This is a genomic window from Kosakonia cowanii JCM 10956 = DSM 18146, from assembly GCF_001975225.1.
GTDB classification, from domain to species: Bacteria; Pseudomonadota; Gammaproteobacteria; order Enterobacterales; family Enterobacteriaceae; genus Kosakonia; species Kosakonia cowanii.
The window spans coordinates 221,569-238,544 of the sequence record NZ_CP019445.1; the positions used below are offsets into that span (position 1 = coordinate 221,569).

Sequence of the window (16,976 nt, forward strand, 5' to 3'; positions counted from 1 at the left end):
TACCCTCTCCCGCCCGGGAGAGGGTCTCTTCTACAATTTCCCCAGTACTTTAAACCACGCGTAATCAAGCGGCAGCAACAGCAGATAACTCACCAGCGCCAGCGCCAGGCAGAGCAGCATCCCCGCGCGCGCAGGCACTTTGCCGAGCGCCATCGCCACCACAATCGGCGAAGCCTGATAGGGCAATAGCGGCGTCGAATAGCCCAGCACCTGAATCATAATCACCGACAGTAGCGGAAAACCGGTGGCGTCAGCAAAGCTTTGCGCCAGCGTGGTAAACAGCGCCGGGACGCCGTTGGCGGTCATTATAAAATTGAGCGCGGTGGTAATGCCGGTGAGCGCGAGAAAACTGGTGAACGGGCGTTCGGCATCGAGCGGCATCACATGCAGCAGCGCATCGCCCACCGCGCTACCGATACCGGTTTGCGTCACGGTGATCGCCAGCCCCAAAATCCCGGCGACATAGATGCAGGTGCGGATATTTACCCCGCTGGAGAACTCATCGCCGGAGATAAAGCCAACGCGCGGTAGCAGCGTAACGAAAGCGGCTGCCAGCCCGGTCCACGCCGGGCCAATGCCGTGCCAGCTCTCCGTTACCCACAGCGTCAGCACCACCGCCAGCAGCCACGCGAGCCGCTTCTCATCCCCGCTCATGGGCGTAGAAGGCAGCGCTTCGCGCATCGCCTGCGGTTTACCGGGAAAGAGCCAGCAGATCAGGCCAATCAGAATTGCACCTTTCAGGATCCCCAGCACCGGCGTGTGCAGCAGCAGATATGGCAAATAGTTGAGATGGATACCGTAGGAGCCTTCCGCCGCGCCGCTCATCACCAGATTGGGAACGTTGGCAGGCAGAATGGTTGCCGAAAGTTGAAAGGTGCCGAAGCCAACCGCCAGCGCCAGGCCATACCACGCGCGCGTGCCCTCATTGATGCCAGCGCGTGCCGCCATCGCCGCGACAATCGGCATTAACAGCGCAATTCGCCCCATGTTGGAGGGCATAACAAACGCCAGCGCATAGCTGAGCAGCACCACGCTTGCCACCATCTGCGGCCAGGAGCCGGTCATCTTCGCCGACAGCGCCCGCGCCGCGCGATCCGCCAACCCGGTCTTACGGATAGCCACGCCAAGCACAAAACCGCTAAACACCAGCCAGAAAGCGGACGAAGCAAAACCGCCAAAAATCACCTCCGGCGGCGCGATTTTCGCGATCATCGCAGCGGTGAAAAAGAGCAGCGCAGTGATGAACTCCGGCAACAGCGACGTCGCCCAGAGAATAATAGTGATACCGACGATAACAGAGGGAAGGAACAGAGGGTGTGAAAGCCAGAGCGACATGCCTGTCTCCTGTAGATTTTTTCAGCAAGTCTACGGGGACAGGCAGAGTGAGTAAATGCGAATTATGGTGGGGTTATTTGAGGATCTCGCACTGATGATCCTGAATCTCTTCCGCCGATGCGCGGTTTAACGCCAGCAGATTTCGCTCTGTCGCCAGCAGCACAAACGAGCCGTCCGACTGCTGCGCCAACGCCAGTGCAAAGCGACCCATATGTGCTTTCGCATCCGGCACCTCTTCCGCCAGCATCAGGAAGGGGCTACGCTGCGCCAGCTCTGCCGCCGTTACACGCCGGGCTAAATACTCATGCCCAAGCAGCCCGCCGGGAAACACCAGCCACTGGCTACTGATGCGCCCGGCATTCTCATCAAGCTTTTCGCGCACGTCGGTACGCAGGCAGGAGATATGAATATGGAAATGGTTCTGCGTGCGGCCAGAGCGGGAGTTAATCGCCAGCGAGACCGCCTCATCCGGGATCGGACTGCCGCGCCGAGTGCTCATCACATCGCGTGATTGCCAGGACTGCCAGAAGAAGTTCGGCGTAGCAGACTTAAGCAGTACCGGGCTTTCGGTGCCGTTAACCAGATAGGTGGGCATTAACAAATACTGCAACGGGCCGTTGCGGTCCTTCATTAACACATAGCCGTTTTTGAAATTAACCTGCTCGCAGGGTGCGGGGTTGTTGTGATTACGCATATTGGGCAGGCACTGCTGAAAGACGATTTGGCGCAACGCGTCCGGGTTGCTGGTGAACTTCATCCAAATCCATACACCTGCGGCTGCAACGACAATCAGGACCAGCAGGGCAATCATAAGACGTTTAACAGTTTTCATTTTCCGCTTCCTTTGCTGAAAGAAACGGCATAATAGCGCAAAAATTAAACGAAGTGACACATCGATTTTGCCGGATAGCACTGACGCCATCCGGCTGGTTTAACAGTAAAAATTAGCGTTTGCTGATCTCATCAAAGGTGCCGCCGTTGGCGAAGTGCTCTTTCTGCGCCTTGCTCCAGCCGCCGAACACATCATCAATGGTGAACAATTTCAGTTTCGGGAATTCGCTGGCGTACTTCGCCGCAACCTGCGCATCACGCGGGCGGTAGAAGTTCTTCGCGGCAATCTCCTGCCCTTCTGGCGAGTAGAGATATTTCAGATAGGCTTCCGCCACTTTCTGAGTGCCCTTTTTATCCGCAACTTTATCGACCACCGACACGGTCGGCTCGGCGAGGATAGATTCACTCGGGGTGACGATCTCAAACTTATCTTTGCCCAGTTCTTTGGTCGCCAGCAGCGCTTCGTTTTCCCACGCAATCAGCACATCGCCAATCCCGCGTTCCACGAAGGTGTTGGTCGCGCCGCGCGCGCCGGAGTCGAGCACTTCGACGTTTTTGTACAGCGCTTTAACAAACTCCTGCGCTTTAGCCTGATCGCCGCCGTTCTGATGCAGAGCGTAGCCCCAGGCCGCCAGGTAGTTCCAGCGTGCGCCACCGGAGCTTTTCGGGTTCGGCGTGATAACGGAGACGCCCGGTTTTACCAGATCGTTCCAGTCATGAATCTGTTTCGGGTTGCCTTTACGCACCAGGAAGACAATGGTCGAAGTGTAGGGTGCAGAGTTGTCGGGCAGGCGTTTGATCCAGTTTTTATCGATACGACCGCGTTCGGCAATCGCGTCGACGTCATAGGCCAGCGCCAGCGTCACCACATCGGCGTCAATACCGTTGATAACCGAAGTCGCCTGTTTGCCGGAGCCGCCGTGCGACTGGCGGATCACCACATTGTCGCCGGTCTCCTGTTTCCAGTGCGCGCTGAACGCTTTGTTGTACTGCTCGTACAGTTCACGCGTCGGATCGTAAGACACGTTCAATAGTTGAATATCTTTTGCCAGTACGCTGCTGGAAGCCAGCAGCAGCGTTAAGCCCACGCCCCATTTATTCATTGCCCGCTCTCTTCGGTTGTCAATTTTGATGACACCAGCCTGCCAGAAAGGGATCCGATGATTAAAGAATAAAAAAAGATTGGCTATAACTTTGAGGAATATATTGCGGTAAAAAAACGCCCTCAGCAACGAGGGCGTATTGCGTATCAGTAGAGCTTTTTGGCGCAGTCCAGCCAGTCGCCTTTGAACGGACGCTTCATGTTTTCAATCGCGTCGATGATGTCGTGATGCACCATTTTTTCGTTCTGGATGCCGACGCAGCGACCGCCGTAGCCCTGCAGCAGCAGATCGATAGCGTAGGAACCCATGCGGGAGGCAAGTATGCGGTCGTAAGGCACCGGCGAACCGCCACGCTGGATGTGGCCCAGCACGGTCGCGCGAGTTTCGCGCTGCGTTTCGCTCTCAATATACTTCGCCAGCTCGTCGATATCGCAGATGTGCTCGGTGATCGCCACAATCGCGTGTTTTTTACCTTTGGCGATACCAGCTTTGATCTCGGCTACCAGGTCTTCGCGGTTGAACTCCACTTCCGGCAGAACGATAAACTCACACCCGCCGGCAATGGCTGCGGCCAGGGTCAGATCGCCACAGTAACGGCCCATCACTTCAACGATGGAGATACGCTGGTGTGAAGAGGAGGTGTCGCGCAGGCGGTCAATCGCTTCAACCACGGTTTGCAGCGCAGTGAAGTAGCCGATGGTGTAGTCGGTACCGGCAACGTCGTTATCGATGGTGCCCAGCAGACCGATGCACGGGAAGCCCATTTCGGTCAGGCGCTTCGCGCCCATGTAGGAGCCGTCGCCGCCGATAACGACCAGCGCGTCAATGCCGCGCTTTTTCATATTTTCGATAGCCACGGCACGGATATGCTCTTCGCGGAACTCCGGGAAGCGGGCAGAGCCGAGGAAGGTACCGCCGCGGTTGATCATGTCAGACACGCTGTAGCGGTCGAGCTGGATCATCCGGTCTTCATACAGGCCCAGGTAGCCGTCGTAGATACCTGCAACTTCCAGACCTTCTGTTAATGCTGCACGGACAACGCCGCGGATGGCGGCATTCATGCCTGGCGCATCACCGCCGCTTGTCAACACACCGATTTTTTTAATCATGACTACCTCTGAACTTAGGAATGCAAAATAAAATTCTGTGGCCCGAAGCAACTCCCACGGGGAGCGAACAACAATGCTGCAAATAGTATCTCAATCCACTACTGCTGAATTGATTCAGGTCAGGCGAAATGGGGGTATTTTATACACAACCGCACTGACTGACCCACACTTAAAAAACGCGTTACGAAAGCCTCTGCGGGCTTATCGTCCTTGAGGAACAACTGAGCACGGATCCTGATGAATAATCACATCGGAGCCGGGGAAACGGCGCAAAATCGCCTGCTCTACCTGTTCGGCGACAAGGTGCGCCTCAACCAGCGGCAGGTGATCGTCCATTTCCAGATGTATTTGAATAAAGCGGGTCGGCCCTGACTGCCGCGTGCGAAGATCGTGAGCGCCTCTGACGCCCGGCCAGGAAGTGACAATATCAACAATTTCCTGACGCTCTCCATCGGGTAGTGCGCGATCTAGCAGCGCCTGTACCGCCTCATACCCCATACGCAACGCACTGTACAAGATATAGCCGCCGATACCCAGCGCAAACAGCGCATCCGCCCGGTGCCAGCCATACCACGCCAGCCCAAGCGCGATGAGAATAGCGCCGTTCATCATAACATCAGACTGATAATGAAGCATATCCGCGCGCACCGCCTGGCTGTGTGTTTTGCGCACAACCCAGCGCTGAAAGGTGACCAGAATCACAGTGCTGAGCAGCGCCACCAGCGTGACGGCAACGCCAATTCCCGCGGCCTGCAACGGCTCCGGCCGCGCAAGGTGCTGAATGCCGGTTAAAAAGAGGAACAGCGCGGAGCCCGAGATAAACATGCTCTGCGCCAGCGCGGCTAATGACTCCGCTTTGCCGTGCCCGAACGTATGCTCCTCATCTGCCGGTTGTAGCGAATAGCGCACCACCAGCAGGTTGGTGAGCGACGCGGCGATATCCACCAGCGAATCGACCAGCGCCGCCAGAATACTGACCGAACCGGTGTGCCACCAGGCGAAAATTTTAATCACCAGCAGCAGCGACGCCATGATGGTTGCCGCCATTGCCGCCCGTGTGACCAGCCGTCCATAAGATGCTTTCATACACGCTCCTGCTTGTCGTTGGCGGAATTATAACGGATAGCAAAAGGAGCAATGGAGAAAATAGGGGCAGGAATTGCAGGCAAAAAAAACCCCCACATCATGTGGGGGAAGACAGGGATGGTGTCTATGGCAAGGAAAAACAGGGGTTGTTACCTGGTACTGCTACTACTCATTACCGTCAACGGGGAGCTTTTTTGCATCTGCGCAACGTTACGCAGCTTTGCCATCCGTTGTTGGTGCTTCTGGTTTAAAACCGCTTGCTGCTCCGGCGTTAGCAGGTGGTACATCTGGTTGCGGACTTTCGCCATCTCAACCTGGCGAGCGACCTGCTCCTGCGCCATTTTTTCTGCCTGAGCGCGTACAGCGGTTTCATCAAATTTATCTGCGGTGACAAGGCTGTGCATTGTCTCCATTTCGCTAACATTAACAGGTGGCTGGTCGTGCCGCGCCTGTGTCATCAGATCCCGCATCTGCTGGCGCTGATGTTCGGTCAGATTAATACCGTCGAACATATGGCTCTGAACACTGCGCTGTGCAATCCCTTCAGTCGGATGCCAGTTATCGCCTGTTACGGCTTCAGCAGCCTGGCTAACAGCGCTTAATGTCAGCGTTGAGGCCATGACGGCAGCGGTAACGATGCGCATCATTTACTCCAGTAACCTATTTGTCTCACGAGTGAACGAAAATCAGTCTACGATTCAGGCTGCAAACATGCGTCAGGGGGTGTAAAACAACGTAAAGTCATGGATTAGCGACGCTTGATGACGTAATTTCTGCCTCGGAGGTATTTAAACAATGAATAAAATCCTTTTAGTAGATGATGACCGAGAGCTGACTTCCTTGTTAAAGGAACTTCTCGACATGGAAGGTTTTAACGTGCTCGTTGCCCATGACGGTGAACAGGCGCTCGACCTCCTTGATGACAGCATCGATTTGCTTTTGCTCGACGTGATGATGCCGAAGAAAAACGGCATTGATACCCTTAAAGAGCTTCGCCAGACACACCAGACACCGGTAATCATGCTTACAGCCCGCGGCAGCGAGCTGGATCGCGTTCTCGGCCTTGAGCTGGGCGCGGATGACTATCTTCCGAAACCCTTTAACGATCGTGAACTCGTGGCGCGTATTCGCGCGATTTTGCGCCGCTCCCACTGGAGCGAACAGCAGCAGAACAGCGACAGCGGTTCGCCGACGCTGGAAGTGGACGCGCTTAGCCTCAATCCTGGCCGCCAGGAAGCGAGCTTTGACGGCCAGTCGCTGGAGCTTACCGGCACCGAATTTACCCTGCTCTACCTGCTGGCTCAGCATTTAGGCCAGGTGGTGTCGCGTGAACACCTGAGCCAGGAAGTGCTGGGTAAACGTCTGACGCCGTTCGATCGCGCCATCGACATGCATATCTCCAACCTGCGCCGCAAACTGCCGGAGCGTAAAGATGGGCATCCGTGGTTTAAAACCCTGCGCGGCCGCGGTTATCTGATGGTCTCCGCTTCATGATAGGAAGTTTGACCGCCCGCATCTTCGCCATCTTCTGGTTAACCCTGGCGCTGGTGTTGATGCTGGTATTGATGGTGCCAAAGCTGGACTCCCGCCAGATGACGGAGCTGCTCGACAGCGAGCAGCGCCAGGGTCTGATGATTGAACAGCATGTGGAAGCGGAGCTGGCTAACGACCCGCCGAACGATCTGATGTGGTGGCGAAGGCTGTTTCGCGCCATCGACAAATGGGCGCCGCCCGGTCAACGTCTGCTGCTGGTCACCAGCGAAGGGCGCGTGATCGGCGCGGAGCGCAGCGAAATGCAGATCATCCGCAACTTTATCGGCCAGGCCGATAACTCCGATCATCCGCAGAAGAAAAAGTATGGCCGCGTCGAAATGGTTGGCCCCTTCTCCATTCGTGACGGGGAAGACAACTACCAGCTCTACCTGATTCGCCCTGCCAGCAATTCGCAATCTGACTTTATCAATCTGCTGTTCGACCGCCCGCTGCTGCTGCTGATTGTCACCATGCTGATCAGTTCACCGCTGCTGCTGTGGCTGGCGTGGAGCCTGGCAAAACCGGCGCGTAAGTTGAAAAACGCGGCGGATGAGGTGGCGCAAGGCAACCTGCGTCAGCATCCGGAGCTGGAAGCCGGGCCGCAGGAGTTTCTCGCCGCCGGGGCCAGTTTTAACCAGATGGTGAGCGCGCTGGAGCGCATGATGACCGCGCAGCAGCGTCTGCTGTCGGATATCTCTCACGAGCTGCGCACGCCGCTGACGCGCCTGCAACTTGGCACCGCGCTATTGCGTCGTCGTAGCGGAGAGAGCAAAGAGCTGGAGCGCATTGAAACCGAGGCGCAGCGGCTGGACAGCATGATCAACGATCTGCTGGTGATGTCGCGCAACCAGCAGAAAAACGCGCTGGTTAGCGAAACGGTGAAAGCCAATCAGCTGTGGCATGAGGTGCTGGATAACGCCGCGTTCGAAGCCGAGCAGATGGGCAAATCCCTGACGGTCACCTTCCCGCCCGGGCCGTGGCCGCTGTATGGCAACCCCAACGCGCTGGAGAGTGCGCTGGAGAATATTGTCCGCAACGCGCTGCGCTACTCCCACACTAAAATCGAAGTGAGTTTTGCGGTGGATAAAGAGGGCATCACCATCAACGTTGATGACGACGGCCCTGGCGTCAGCGCAGAAGATCGCGAGCAGATTTTCCGTCCCTTCTACCGCACCGACGAAGCGCGCGACCGCGAATCGGGCGGCACTGGCCTCGGGCTGGCGATTGTCGAAACGGCAATTCAGCAGCATCGCGGCTGGGTGAAAGCGGACGACAGCCCGTTAGGCGGTTTACGCTTAACCCTCTGGCTGCCGCTCTATAAACGCGCCTGATAATGCGCCCTCTCCTGCCGGAGGGGGCGTTTTTTTATCCGCGCAGCCGCCGGGCGTTATCCTCAACTTTGCCGCTCAGGCGTCGCTTCTGCATTGTGCGCGTCCAGCTTGCCGATAACCCCGCCGCCGCCAGCAGGCGCTGATACTGCTCATCATCAAACGGTTGATACCAGGCGATCGCCGCGGCCTCATGAACGCTGACATCGCTTACCCTTGATACCAGCTCTAAAGGCGCGTCAGCGGCGACTTTGCCTGCGGCAATCACCCGATAGAGCCAGCCCACGCGGCCGCTCGCCTGCATCTGCGTGGCCATATCCTCAATGCCGAAGTGGTAGTTGAGCTTAAAGCAGGGCGAGCGTGGCTGCGTCACCTGAATCAGCGCCTCGCCCCAGCGAAAGATATCGCCGATAAAGACATTTTGTTCCGTCAGCCCGACGGTAGAGAGGTTTTCGCCGAAGGCGGGCGCGCAGAAAAGTGCGGCCTGTTGCGGGAAGGCTTGCGCCCAGTGCGTGTAGTGTTCACGCGGATAGTGGCACAGCGCGCGATCGGCCCCGCCGTGGTAGCTTTTCTCCGCCTGCTCATCGCCGGCAAGGCCCAGTTCGGTCAGGGTCAACTCCCCCTGAACCTGCAATTTGGCGATGGCGCTCGGTCGGCTGCCCTCATAATCCCTTATCTTGCCCCTGAAAACGTTAACCTGATGGCGCATCTTCCCTCCCGGAATTCCGTTGTTGGTCGCGTTATTAGAGCACACTTTTTTCTCACCCGAAGCGGCGAAAATGAGACATTCATGCGCGTGTCTGACGCCATGCCGTGTTATCACTTACCTTGAGTTTTGAAACGCAATTTCATTAAACGAGGAGAGAGCGACGTGGCCACTACAGTTCCATTTTCCGGCGTCTGGTGCCCTTCCATCACGCCGATGGATCGTGAAGGGAATATCGATCTGGCAGGCTTGGCGCAACACATTGCCCGCCTGAACGCGGCAAAAGTCGATGTCGTGCTGCTGATGGGCAGCATCGGGGAGTTTGCCTCGTTCTCGCTGGAGGAGCGCTTGATGCTTATCCGCGAAGCGCGGGAGATGTCGCCGGGTACGCTGGTAGCAAACGTCTCCTCCCCCTGCTTTTCCGATGTGGTGCACATGGCGCAAGAGGCCAGGCGCGTCGGGTATGATGCAGTAATGGTGCTGCCACCCTATTACTACGGGCAGACCAGCGGGCAGTTATTGCACTATTTCCGCGCCATCGGCCAGGCGGTTGAAGGCAAGTGGTTCGCCTACAACTTCCCGGCGCGCACCGGCTGCGATTTAACGCCGGAACTGGTTGCCACCCTGGCCGCCGAGTTTCCTGATTTCGCCGGCATCAAAGATACGGTCGATTGCCAGTCACACACGCGGAACATGATCCTCGCCACCCAGGCGGTACGCGGCGATTTCGCCGTGTTGAGCGGCTACGACGAGTACTACATCCCGAACTTACTGGCAGGCGGCGCAGGGGTGATCTCCGGGTTGAATAACGTTATGCCAGAGCTGTTTGTGCAGGCGAGAGAAGCCTGGCGCACCGGCGATCTCGACGGGTTGAGTAAAGCGCAGCAGGAGATCGGCAAGTTTATGGCGATCTACGCCATCGGGGATGATTTCGTCACCACCATCAAAACCGTGGTATCACGTAAATTTGGCTACTCGACGCCCGTCTCGCGCAACGTCGGCGGCACGCTCAGCGACGCGCAGTGCGCCATTGTCGATCAGGTGTTTAGTATCACCTCGCGAAGGTAAACCGCAGGCAATAAAAAACCCCCGACGGCGAAGCCGGACGGGGGTTGACCTCACGCAAGCGTGGGGGATCGTGCGAACTTATTTTTTAGCGGCGAAACGTGCTGCTGCTTCGTCCCAGTTCACCACGTTCCAGAACTCTTTGATGTAGTCCGGGCGGCGGTTCTGGAATTTCAGGTAGTAAGCGTGTTCCCACACATCCAGACCGATGATCGGGAAGCCGGATGCGCCAGAGATCGCTTCACCCATCAGCGGGGAGTCCTGGTTTGCGGTAGAGACTACAGCCAGTTTGTCGCCTTTCAGCACCAGCCATGCCCAGCCGGAACCGAAGCGGGTTGCTGCTGCTTTTTCAAATTCAGCTTTGAAGTTGTCCACGGAACCGAAATCGCGCTCGATAGCCGCTTTCAGATCGCCCTGCAGGGTAGTGCCGACTTTCAGGCCTTTCCAGAACAGGCTGTGGTTAGCGTGGCCGCCCGCGTTGTTGCGCAGTACGGTTTTCTTGTCGGTCGGCAGCTGGTCCAGTTTGGTGATCAGCTCTTCAACCGGCAGGCTTGAGAACTCCGGCAGGTTTTCCAGCGCGGCGTTAGCGTTGTTTACGTAGGTCTGGTGATGTTTAGTGTGATGGATTTCCATCGTCTGCTTGTCGAAATGAGGCTCAAGGGCATCATACGCATACGGCAGAGCGGGCAGTGTATAGCTCATTTTCATCTCCATTTTTAGTCTGGCGGCGGATTGTTAATGCCGCGTAAGCAGTCGGATCATTATAGTTAATTACGTGATATTGAAAATGTTTATCAATGCCGTAGTTTTTATAAGGTTATAAATTTTAGTTATGTTCTTGAAATTGTGAAGCTGCTCACCCCCATCATGCCCTGATTGCCAGCGCCAGGCGCAGCGCGGCAATCGTCTCAAGGTTAAATCGTTTACTGATTTTTACACTCTGCGAGTCGGCGACCTCTGTCCCGGCCATAAAAACAAAAGGAGTGCACAATGAGTAACGCGATTACGATGGGTATTTTGTGGCATTTGATAGGCGCGGCCAGTGCTGCCTGTTTCTATGCCCCGTTCAAAAAGGTCAAACAGTGGTCATGGGAGACGATGTGGTCGATAGGCGGCCTCGTCTCCTGGATAGTCCTTCCCTGGAGCATCAGCGCGCTGTTACTGCCCGATTTCTGGGCCTATTTCAGCTCGTTCAATGCCTCCACCCTGCTGCCGGTGTTTCTCTTCGGCGCAATGTGGGGCGTCGGCAATATCAATTATGGTTTAACGATGCGCTATCTCGGCATGTCGATGGGCATTGGTATCGCCATCGGCATCACGCTGATTGTTGGCACCCTGATGACGCCGGTGCTCAACGGCACTTTCGGCGTGCTGATCCATACCGAAGGGGGTCGGATGACGCTGCTTGGCGTGCTGGTTGCCCTGATTGGCGTCGGCATTGTGACGCGCGCCGGGCAGTTGAAAGAGCGCAAAATGGGCATCAAAGCCGAAGAGTTCAACCTGAAAAAAGGGCTGGCGCTGGCCGTCATGTGCGGCATCTTCTCAGCGGGGATGTCCTTTGCGATGAATGCCGCCAAACCGATGCACGATGCCGCTGCGGCGCTGGGCATCGATCCGCTCTATACCGCGCTGCCAAGCTATGTGGTGATCATGGGCGGGGGCGCGCTGGTCAACCTTGGCTTCTGCATTATTCGCCTGGCAAAAGTGAAGAATTTGTCGGTCAAAGCGGACTTCTCGCTGGCAACGCCGTTGATTATCAGCAATATCCTGCTCTCAGCGCTTGGCGGGCTGATGTGGTATCTGCAATTCTTCTTCTACGCCTGGGGCCACGCCCGTATTCCGGCGCAGTATGACTACATCAGTTGGATGCTGCACATGAGTTTCTACGTGCTGTGCGGCGGCATTGTCGGGCTGGTGCTGAAGGAGTGGAAAAATGCCGGACGCCAGCCGGTCAGCGTGCTGAGCCTCGGCTGCGTGGTGATCATTATCGCGGCCAATATCGTCGGCCTCGGTATGGCGAGCTAATCAGGCGGCGGCGCGACTGCGATGACGCCACTGTCCTGGCGTCATCCCCACTTCGCGGCTAAAGACCACCGAAAAGTAGTTACTGTCCTCAAACCCGCACTGCATGGCGATTTCACCAATCATCTGCTCCGAGTGCTGGAGCAGATACTGCGCGTGGCAGATGCGCAACTGGCGCAGATAGTGGTTGATGGTCATGCCGGTCTGGGAGCGAAACTGCTGGCGCAGGGCACGCTCGCTGCACTGCTCCTGCTCGCAAAACTGCTCAAGCACAAAGCTGCGATTCAGGCTGCCGGAAAGGGCGGTGATCAGCTTATCCAGCAGCGCTTCGCTGTGGGTAGCGGCAAGGTTATCGGCGGCGAAGCGGTGGCGTTTTAAGATCATCACCAGTTGGGCGAAGAGCATTTCTGCCATCCCATTCGCCAGCGGATCGCTCTTATTGCTCTCATGCTCCAGTTGGGCAATCACCTGGCGGGCCTGCGTCATGCCGCTGCTGCCAATGCGCCAGTGCGGGCTCCACGCCCCGCCGCTAAAGCCTGGGATCAGCGCCGCCCAGTCCAGATTGAGCGTCAGCCGCTCCGGGCAGTAGATGATGTTCTGCAACACCAGATCGTTAACCGAGGCGTAAGAGTGGCAATCCTCGGCGCGGATATAAAAGAGATCGCCGCGCGTAATGCGATACGGGCGGTTGTTGAGCACATGCAGGCCATTGCCGCGCCACACCATCACCAGCTCATTAAACTCGTGAGTGTGTTCGGCAAACACATGTTGCGGGTAGCGATCCGCCACCGCCACCGCCTGACCGGCGCGCGGAAAAAAGTCGTCCCGACGAAGAATAAGCTGGCCTGTCACATCATCACCTCCGCGTGCACTAACCTGACATTATTAGCCAAAGCGCAGCCAAAAATCGGTGATTCTCTTCTCGTTACTGAAGCAGCGTATCGCGCCCCTGACGGATCTCGCGCGGAGACCAGCTAAACTCGCGGCGAAACAGGGTCGAAAAGTGGTTACTGTCGCCAAATCCGCAGCGAAAAGCGATATTCGTTACGCTCTCATCGCTGTGACGCAACATATGGCGGGCTTTAATCAGTCGCAGGCGGTTCAGGTAGCGCTGCGGTGTCATGCCGGTGGTCTGTTTAAGCTGGCGATGCAGCGTGCGCAAGGAGAGCGTGAAGCGCTCGGCAAGCGACGCCCAGCAGACATCTTCGGCGAAGTGATCCTCCAGCCACAGCAGCAGCTGGTTAAGCCGTGCGTCGCTGTTGCCCATCTCCGCCTGCTGGCTGCTACGGCGCAGCAGCACCAGCAGCTGCATAAAGAGTATCTCGCGGTTAGCAATATCGTGGGTTTCCAGTTCCGCGCCCTGCGCCTCCATCTGGCTGATAATGCCGCGCACCTGCCCCAGCGTCTGCTGGCTCACCCGCCAGTGCGACGGGTAATGCCCCTCCTGCTCCTGCGGTAACAGCTGGTTTAACCCGGCAAGGAACTGGAAAGCGTCCGGCGAGCGGTAGAGCACGTTGGTCAGGCAGAGATTATCGGTGTGTTCATAGAGATGGCGGTCATGATCGCGCACAAAGCAGACCGTGCCGCCGCTGATGGTGTAAGGCTGACCGTTAAAAACATGAATGCCGGAGCCATGCTCAACAATTACAATTTCATGAAAATCATGATGATGCTCAGGGAAAGCCGCCTGCGGCAGCCGCGGCTCAATGGCAACCGGTGATTTACCTGGCGGAAAGAAATCGACGCTATGCAGTATGGTCATGATCGCCCCAGCAAATGAGAAACAGTCTCAAAATAGTAATTAAGGGCAGCCAACCTCACCTTTAATTTTCGACGCCATTTCGCGCATAAGTTGCCCGTTTTTCAAGAAACGCCCGGAAAGATCGGGAAATGTGGCGAGAGTCACAATGGCGCAACGCCGCGTCATCACTGGAATTTGTGAACTCTCTCACGTTCATCTTTGCTTTCTTGCCAGCGCCCCCTTGCCGCTGTCAGTAGCAAGAAGGTAGACCCCACGCCCCCTTTTTTAGACTGTCCGCAATGACTCTATGAAGGACCTCATCATGACTTTTCGCCACTGCGTCGCGGTTGATTTAGGTGCCTCCAGCGGACGGGTAATGCTGGCGCGTTACGATCGCCAGAGCCGGGCGCTGACGCTTCAGGAAATTCACCGCTTTGTTAACTGCTTACAGAGTGTTGATGGATTCGACTGCTGGGATATCGACCGCCTGGAAGCCGAGATCCGCAGCGGGCTGCAAAAGGTGTGCGAATCCGGCGTGCAGCCTGACAGCATCGGCATTGATACCTGGGGCGTCGATTATGTGCTGATTAACCGCGCGGGTGAACGCGTCGGTCTGCCAATCGCCTACCGCGACAGCCGCACCAACGGCATTATGCAGCGCGCTTTCCAGCAGCCGGGCCAAGCCGATATCTATCGCCGCAGCGGCATCCAGTTTCTCCCCTTCAACACTCTCTATCAGCTGCGCGCGCTGGCGGAGCAGCAACCGCACACCGTAGCGCAGGTGGAGCACGCTCTGCTGATCCCGGACTACTTCAGCTTCCGCCTGACCGGGCAGCTCAACTGGGAGTACACCAACGCCACCACCACGCAGCTGGTCAATATCAACACTGACAACTGGGACACGACGCTGCTCGACTGGGCCGGGGTGCCTGCAAGCTGGTTTGGCACACCGACCCATCCGGGGAATGTGATTGGTGACTGGATCTGCCCGCAGGGCAACGCCATTCCGGTGGTCGCCGTTGCCAGCCATGATACCGCCAGCGCGGTGATCGCCTCGCCGTTGGCCGATAACGATGCGGCATACCTCTCTTCCGGCACCTGGTCATTGATGGGCTTTGAGAGCAAAACGCCCTACACCAGCGACGCCGCGCTCGCCGCCAATATCACCAATGAGGGCGGTGCCGAGGGGCGCTACCGGGTGCTGAAAAATATCATGGGTTTGTGGCTGCTACAGCGGGTGCTGAAAGAGCAGAACATCAGCGACCTGCCCGCACTTATCGCCCTCACTGAACAGATCGCGGTCTGCCGCTTCATCATCAACCCCAACGATGAGCGCTTTATCAACCCGGCGAATATGAGTGCCGAGATCCAGGCCGCCTGCCGCGACGCGGATCAGCCGGTGCCGCAGAGCGCCGCCGAGCTGGCGCGCTGCATCTTCGACAGCCTCGCCCTGCTCTATGCCGATGTGCTGAGCGAGCTGGCAACCCTGCGCGGCAAGCCCTTTACCCGCCTGCATATTGTTGGCGGCGGCTGCCAGAACCAGTTGTTAAACCAGCTTTGCGCCGACGCCTGCGGTTTGCCGGTGGTCGCCGGGCCGGTTGAAGCCTCAACGCTCGGCAATATTGGCGTACAGCTGATGACGCTCGATGAGCTGACCAACGTCGATGAGTTCCGTCAGGTGGTGGCGGCTAACCACCCCCTGCTCACCTTTACCCCCGATTCTGATAATGAAATCGCCCGCTATGTCGCGCGTTTTCAGCAAAAACGACAGACAAAGGAGCTTTGCGCATGACCACTCAACTTGAACAGGCCTGGGAGATTGCCAGAGAGCGTTTTGCCGCGGTCGGCATCGACGCCGAGGAGGCGCTGCGTCAGCTCGATCGCCTGCCGGTCTCGATGCACTGCTGGCAGGGCGACGATGTGGCCGGGTTCGAAAACCCGGAAGGCAGCCTGACCGGCGGCATTCAGGCCACCGGTAACTACCCGGGTAAAGCGCGCAACGCCGCCGAATTACGCGCCGATCTTGAGCAGGCGCTGAGCCTGATCCCCGGCCCTAAACGCCTCAACCTGCACGCGATTTATCACGAAGCCGATGCGCCCGTGGCGCGTAACGAGATCAAACCGGAGCACTTTAAAAACTGGGTTGCGTGGGCAAAAGCCAACAAACTGGGGCTCGATTTTAACCCCTCCTGTTTTTCGCACCCGCTCAGCGCGGATGGTTTTACCCTCTCCCACGCCAATGATGAGGTGCGCCAGTTCTGGATTGATCATGTTAAAGCCAGCCGCCGCGTCTCTGCCTCCTTCGGCGAGCAGCTCGGCACGCCGTCGGTGATGAATATCTGGGTGCCGGATGGCATGAAGGATGTCACCGTCGATCGCCTGGCCCCGCGCCAGCGTCTGCTGGCGGCGCTGGATGAGGCGATGAGCGAGAAACTGAACCCGGCCCACCATATCGATGCCGTGGAGAGTAAGTTGTTCGGCATCGGTGCCGAAAGCTATACCGTCGGCTCGAATGAGTTCTATATGGGGTACGCCACCAGCCGCCAGACCGCGCTCTGCCTGGATGCGGGCCACTTCCACCCGACGGAGGTGATCTCCGACAAAATCTCCGCCGCCATGCTCTATGTGCCGCGCCTGCTGCTGCATGTCAGCCGCCCGGTGCGCTGGGACAGCGATCACGTGGTGCTGCTGGATGATGAAACCCAGGCCATTGCCAGCGAGATCATTCGCCACCAGCTGTTCGACCGCGTGCATATCGGGCTGGATTTCTTTGACGCCTCTATCAACCGTATCGCCGCGTGGGTGATTGGTACCCGCAATATGAAAAAAGCGCTGCTGCGCGCCCTGCTGGAGCCGGTTGAACAGTTGCGCCAGCTGGAAGCCGACGGGGATTACACCGCGCGCCTTGCGCTGCTCGAAGAGCAGAAATCCCTGCCGTGGCAGGCGGTGTGGGAGATCTATTGCCAGCGCCACGACACTCCCGCCGGTAGCCAGTGGCTTGAGAGCGTGCGGGCGTATGAGCAAGCGGTATTACGCCAGCGCCAGTAACGCTGTGCCGGATGGCGGATTACAGAGAAACCGATTCACGTAGGCCGGATAAGCGCAGCGCCATCCGGC

At 57.4% G+C, this 16,976-nt stretch carries 16 protein-coding genes; 6 read left to right on the top strand and 10 right to left on the bottom strand.

What is annotated here, in order from left to right; translation table 11 throughout:
• Positions 1 to 30: 30 nt before the first annotated feature.
• From BWI95_RS01040 to cpxP, 6 genes are all read right to left on the bottom strand, one after another.
• Positions 31 to 1,335, bottom strand: coding sequence for an SLC13 family permease (locus tag BWI95_RS01040; protein WP_054804132.1), 1,305 nt, complete (start codon positions 1,333 to 1,335; stop codon positions 31 to 33).
• A 73-nt stretch (positions 1,336 to 1,408) separates the two neighbouring features.
• Entirely contained in the window at positions 1,409 to 2,167 is a 759-nt protein-coding gene (locus BWI95_RS01045; protein ID WP_054804133.1) for a CDP-diacylglycerol diphosphatase, read from the bottom strand.
• A gap of 112 nt (positions 2,168 to 2,279) precedes the next feature.
• On the bottom strand, positions 2,280 to 3,269 hold the full coding sequence (locus tag BWI95_RS01050) for a sulfate ABC transporter substrate-binding protein (protein WP_054804134.1): 990 nt from the start codon (positions 3,267 to 3,269) through the stop codon (positions 2,280 to 2,282).
• A 146-nt stretch (positions 3,270 to 3,415) separates the two neighbouring features.
• A complete protein-coding gene (gene pfkA / locus BWI95_RS01055) occupies positions 3,416 to 4,378 on the bottom strand; it encodes a 6-phosphofructokinase (protein ID WP_076768847.1) in 963 nt (320 codons plus the stop codon).
• Positions 4,379 to 4,579: 201 nt separating this feature from the next.
• On the bottom strand, positions 4,580 to 5,464 hold the full coding sequence (gene fieF, locus BWI95_RS01060) for a CDF family cation-efflux transporter FieF (protein WP_076768848.1): 885 nt from the start codon (positions 5,462 to 5,464) through the stop codon (positions 4,580 to 4,582).
• A 149-nt stretch (positions 5,465 to 5,613) separates the two neighbouring features.
• Positions 5,614 to 6,108: a cell-envelope stress modulator CpxP gene (cpxP, locus tag BWI95_RS01065; RefSeq protein WP_023479354.1), complete on the bottom strand. Its 495-nt coding sequence runs from the start codon at positions 6,106 to 6,108 to the stop codon at positions 5,614 to 5,616.
• A gap of 151 nt (positions 6,109 to 6,259) precedes the next feature.
• Between cpxP and cpxR the strand changes: the two genes are divergently transcribed.
• Both cpxR and cpxA read left to right on the top strand, forming a co-directional pair.
• A complete protein-coding gene (cpxR, locus tag BWI95_RS01070) occupies positions 6,260 to 6,958 on the top strand; it encodes an envelope stress response regulator transcription factor CpxR (RefSeq protein ID WP_034812606.1) in 699 nt (232 codons plus the stop codon).
• Positions 6,955 to 8,328 carry an envelope stress sensor histidine kinase CpxA gene (gene cpxA / locus BWI95_RS01075; RefSeq protein WP_054804135.1) on the top strand — a complete coding sequence of 458 codons (1,374 nt, stop codon included), beginning with the start codon at positions 6,955 to 6,957 and terminating at the stop codon, positions 8,326 to 8,328. The genes cpxR and cpxA overlap by 4 nt, the downstream gene beginning before the upstream one ends.
• Positions 8,329 to 8,362: 34 nt before the next feature.
• Here cpxA and yiiM read toward each other — a convergent pair whose 3' ends face one another.
• The gene (yiiM, locus tag BWI95_RS01080) at positions 8,363 to 9,034 is read right to left on the bottom strand and encodes a 6-hydroxyaminopurine reductase (RefSeq protein ID WP_076768849.1); all 672 of its coding nucleotides are present in this window, start codon (positions 9,032 to 9,034) and stop codon (positions 8,363 to 8,365) included.
• Positions 9,035 to 9,247: 213 nt separating this feature from the next.
• Here yiiM and BWI95_RS01085 point away from each other — a divergent pair, with 213 nt between their 5' ends.
• The gene (locus BWI95_RS01085; RefSeq protein WP_232374437.1) at positions 9,248 to 10,099 is read left to right on the top strand and encodes a dihydrodipicolinate synthase family protein; all 852 of its coding nucleotides are present in this window, start codon (positions 9,248 to 9,250) and stop codon (positions 10,097 to 10,099) included.
• Positions 10,100 to 10,177: 78 nt separating this feature from the next.
• Here the strand turns inward: BWI95_RS01085 and sodA are convergent, their stop codons facing one another.
• Positions 10,178 to 10,798: a superoxide dismutase [Mn] gene (gene sodA / locus BWI95_RS01090; protein ID WP_054804136.1), complete on the bottom strand. Its 621-nt coding sequence runs from the start codon at positions 10,796 to 10,798 to the stop codon at positions 10,178 to 10,180.
• 288 nt (positions 10,799 to 11,086) lie between these two features.
• Here sodA and rhaT point away from each other — a divergent pair, with 288 nt between their 5' ends.
• The gene (gene rhaT / locus BWI95_RS01095; RefSeq protein ID WP_076768851.1) at positions 11,087 to 12,121 is read left to right on the top strand and encodes an L-rhamnose/proton symporter RhaT; all 1,035 of its coding nucleotides are present in this window, start codon (positions 11,087 to 11,089) and stop codon (positions 12,119 to 12,121) included.
• Here the strand turns inward: rhaT and rhaR are convergent, their stop codons facing one another.
• Both rhaR and rhaS read right to left on the bottom strand, forming a co-directional pair.
• A complete protein-coding gene (rhaR, locus tag BWI95_RS01100; protein ID WP_076768852.1) occupies positions 12,122 to 12,970 on the bottom strand; it encodes an HTH-type transcriptional activator RhaR in 849 nt (282 codons plus the stop codon).
• Between the two features lie 73 nt (positions 12,971 to 13,043).
• On the bottom strand, positions 13,044 to 13,880 hold the full coding sequence (gene rhaS, locus BWI95_RS01105; RefSeq protein ID WP_054804137.1) for an HTH-type transcriptional activator RhaS: 837 nt from the start codon (positions 13,878 to 13,880) through the stop codon (positions 13,044 to 13,046).
• Positions 13,881 to 14,181: 301 nt separating this feature from the next.
• Between rhaS and rhaB the strand changes: the two genes are divergently transcribed.
• Together rhaB and BWI95_RS01115 are read left to right on the top strand one after the other, a co-directional pair.
• On the top strand, positions 14,182 to 15,651 hold the full coding sequence (gene rhaB, locus BWI95_RS01110) for a rhamnulokinase (RefSeq protein ID WP_076768853.1): 1,470 nt from the start codon (positions 14,182 to 14,184) through the stop codon (positions 15,649 to 15,651).
• Complete coding sequence (locus BWI95_RS01115; RefSeq protein ID WP_076768854.1) at positions 15,648 to 16,907, top strand: L-rhamnose isomerase; 1,260 nt, start codon at positions 15,648 to 15,650, stop codon at positions 16,905 to 16,907. The genes rhaB and BWI95_RS01115 overlap by 4 nt, the downstream gene beginning before the upstream one ends.
• The last annotated feature ends 69 nt before the right edge of the window (positions 16,908 to 16,976 follow it).

Bases quoted from the DNA above. Each gene is read 5' to 3' on its own strand.
- BWI95_RS01050 (WP_054804134.1), bottom strand. From the start codon at position 3,269: ATGAATAAATGGGGCGTGGGCTTAACGCTGCTGCTGGCTTCCAGCAGC.
- rhaT (WP_076768851.1), top strand. From the start codon at position 11,087: ATGAGTAACGCGATTACGATGGGTATTTTGTGGCATTTGATAGGCGCG.
- sodA (WP_054804136.1), bottom strand. From the start codon at position 10,798: ATGAGCTATACACTGCCCGCTCTGCCGTATGCGTATGATGCCCTTGAG.
- cpxA (WP_054804135.1), top strand. From the start codon at position 6,955: ATGATAGGAAGTTTGACCGCCCGCATCTTCGCCATCTTCTGGTTAACC.
- BWI95_RS01115 (WP_076768854.1), top strand. From the start codon at position 15,648: ATGACCACTCAACTTGAACAGGCCTGGGAGATTGCCAGAGAGCGTTTT.
- pfkA (WP_076768847.1), bottom strand. From the start codon at position 4,378: ATGATTAAAAAAATCGGTGTGTTGACAAGCGGCGGTGATGCGCCAGGC.
- yiiM (WP_076768849.1), bottom strand. From the start codon at position 9,034: ATGCGCCATCAGGTTAACGTTTTCAGGGGCAAGATAAGGGATTATGAG.
- rhaB (WP_076768853.1), top strand. From the start codon at position 14,182: ATGACTTTTCGCCACTGCGTCGCGGTTGATTTAGGTGCCTCCAGCGGA.
- rhaS (WP_054804137.1), bottom strand. From the start codon at position 13,880: ATGACCATACTGCATAGCGTCGATTTCTTTCCGCCAGGTAAATCACCG.
- cpxR (WP_034812606.1), top strand. From the start codon at position 6,260: ATGAATAAAATCCTTTTAGTAGATGATGACCGAGAGCTGACTTCCTTG.
- BWI95_RS01045 (WP_054804133.1), bottom strand. From the start codon at position 2,167: ATGAAAACTGTTAAACGTCTTATGATTGCCCTGCTGGTCCTGATTGTC.
- cpxP (WP_023479354.1), bottom strand. From the start codon at position 6,108: ATGCGCATCGTTACCGCTGCCGTCATGGCCTCAACGCTGACATTAAGC.
- fieF (WP_076768848.1), bottom strand. From the start codon at position 5,464: ATGAAAGCATCTTATGGACGGCTGGTCACACGGGCGGCAATGGCGGCA.
- BWI95_RS01040 (WP_054804132.1), bottom strand. From the start codon at position 1,335: ATGTCGCTCTGGCTTTCACACCCTCTGTTCCTTCCCTCTGTTATCGTC.
- BWI95_RS01085 (WP_232374437.1), top strand. From the start codon at position 9,248: ATGGATCGTGAAGGGAATATCGATCTGGCAGGCTTGGCGCAACACATT.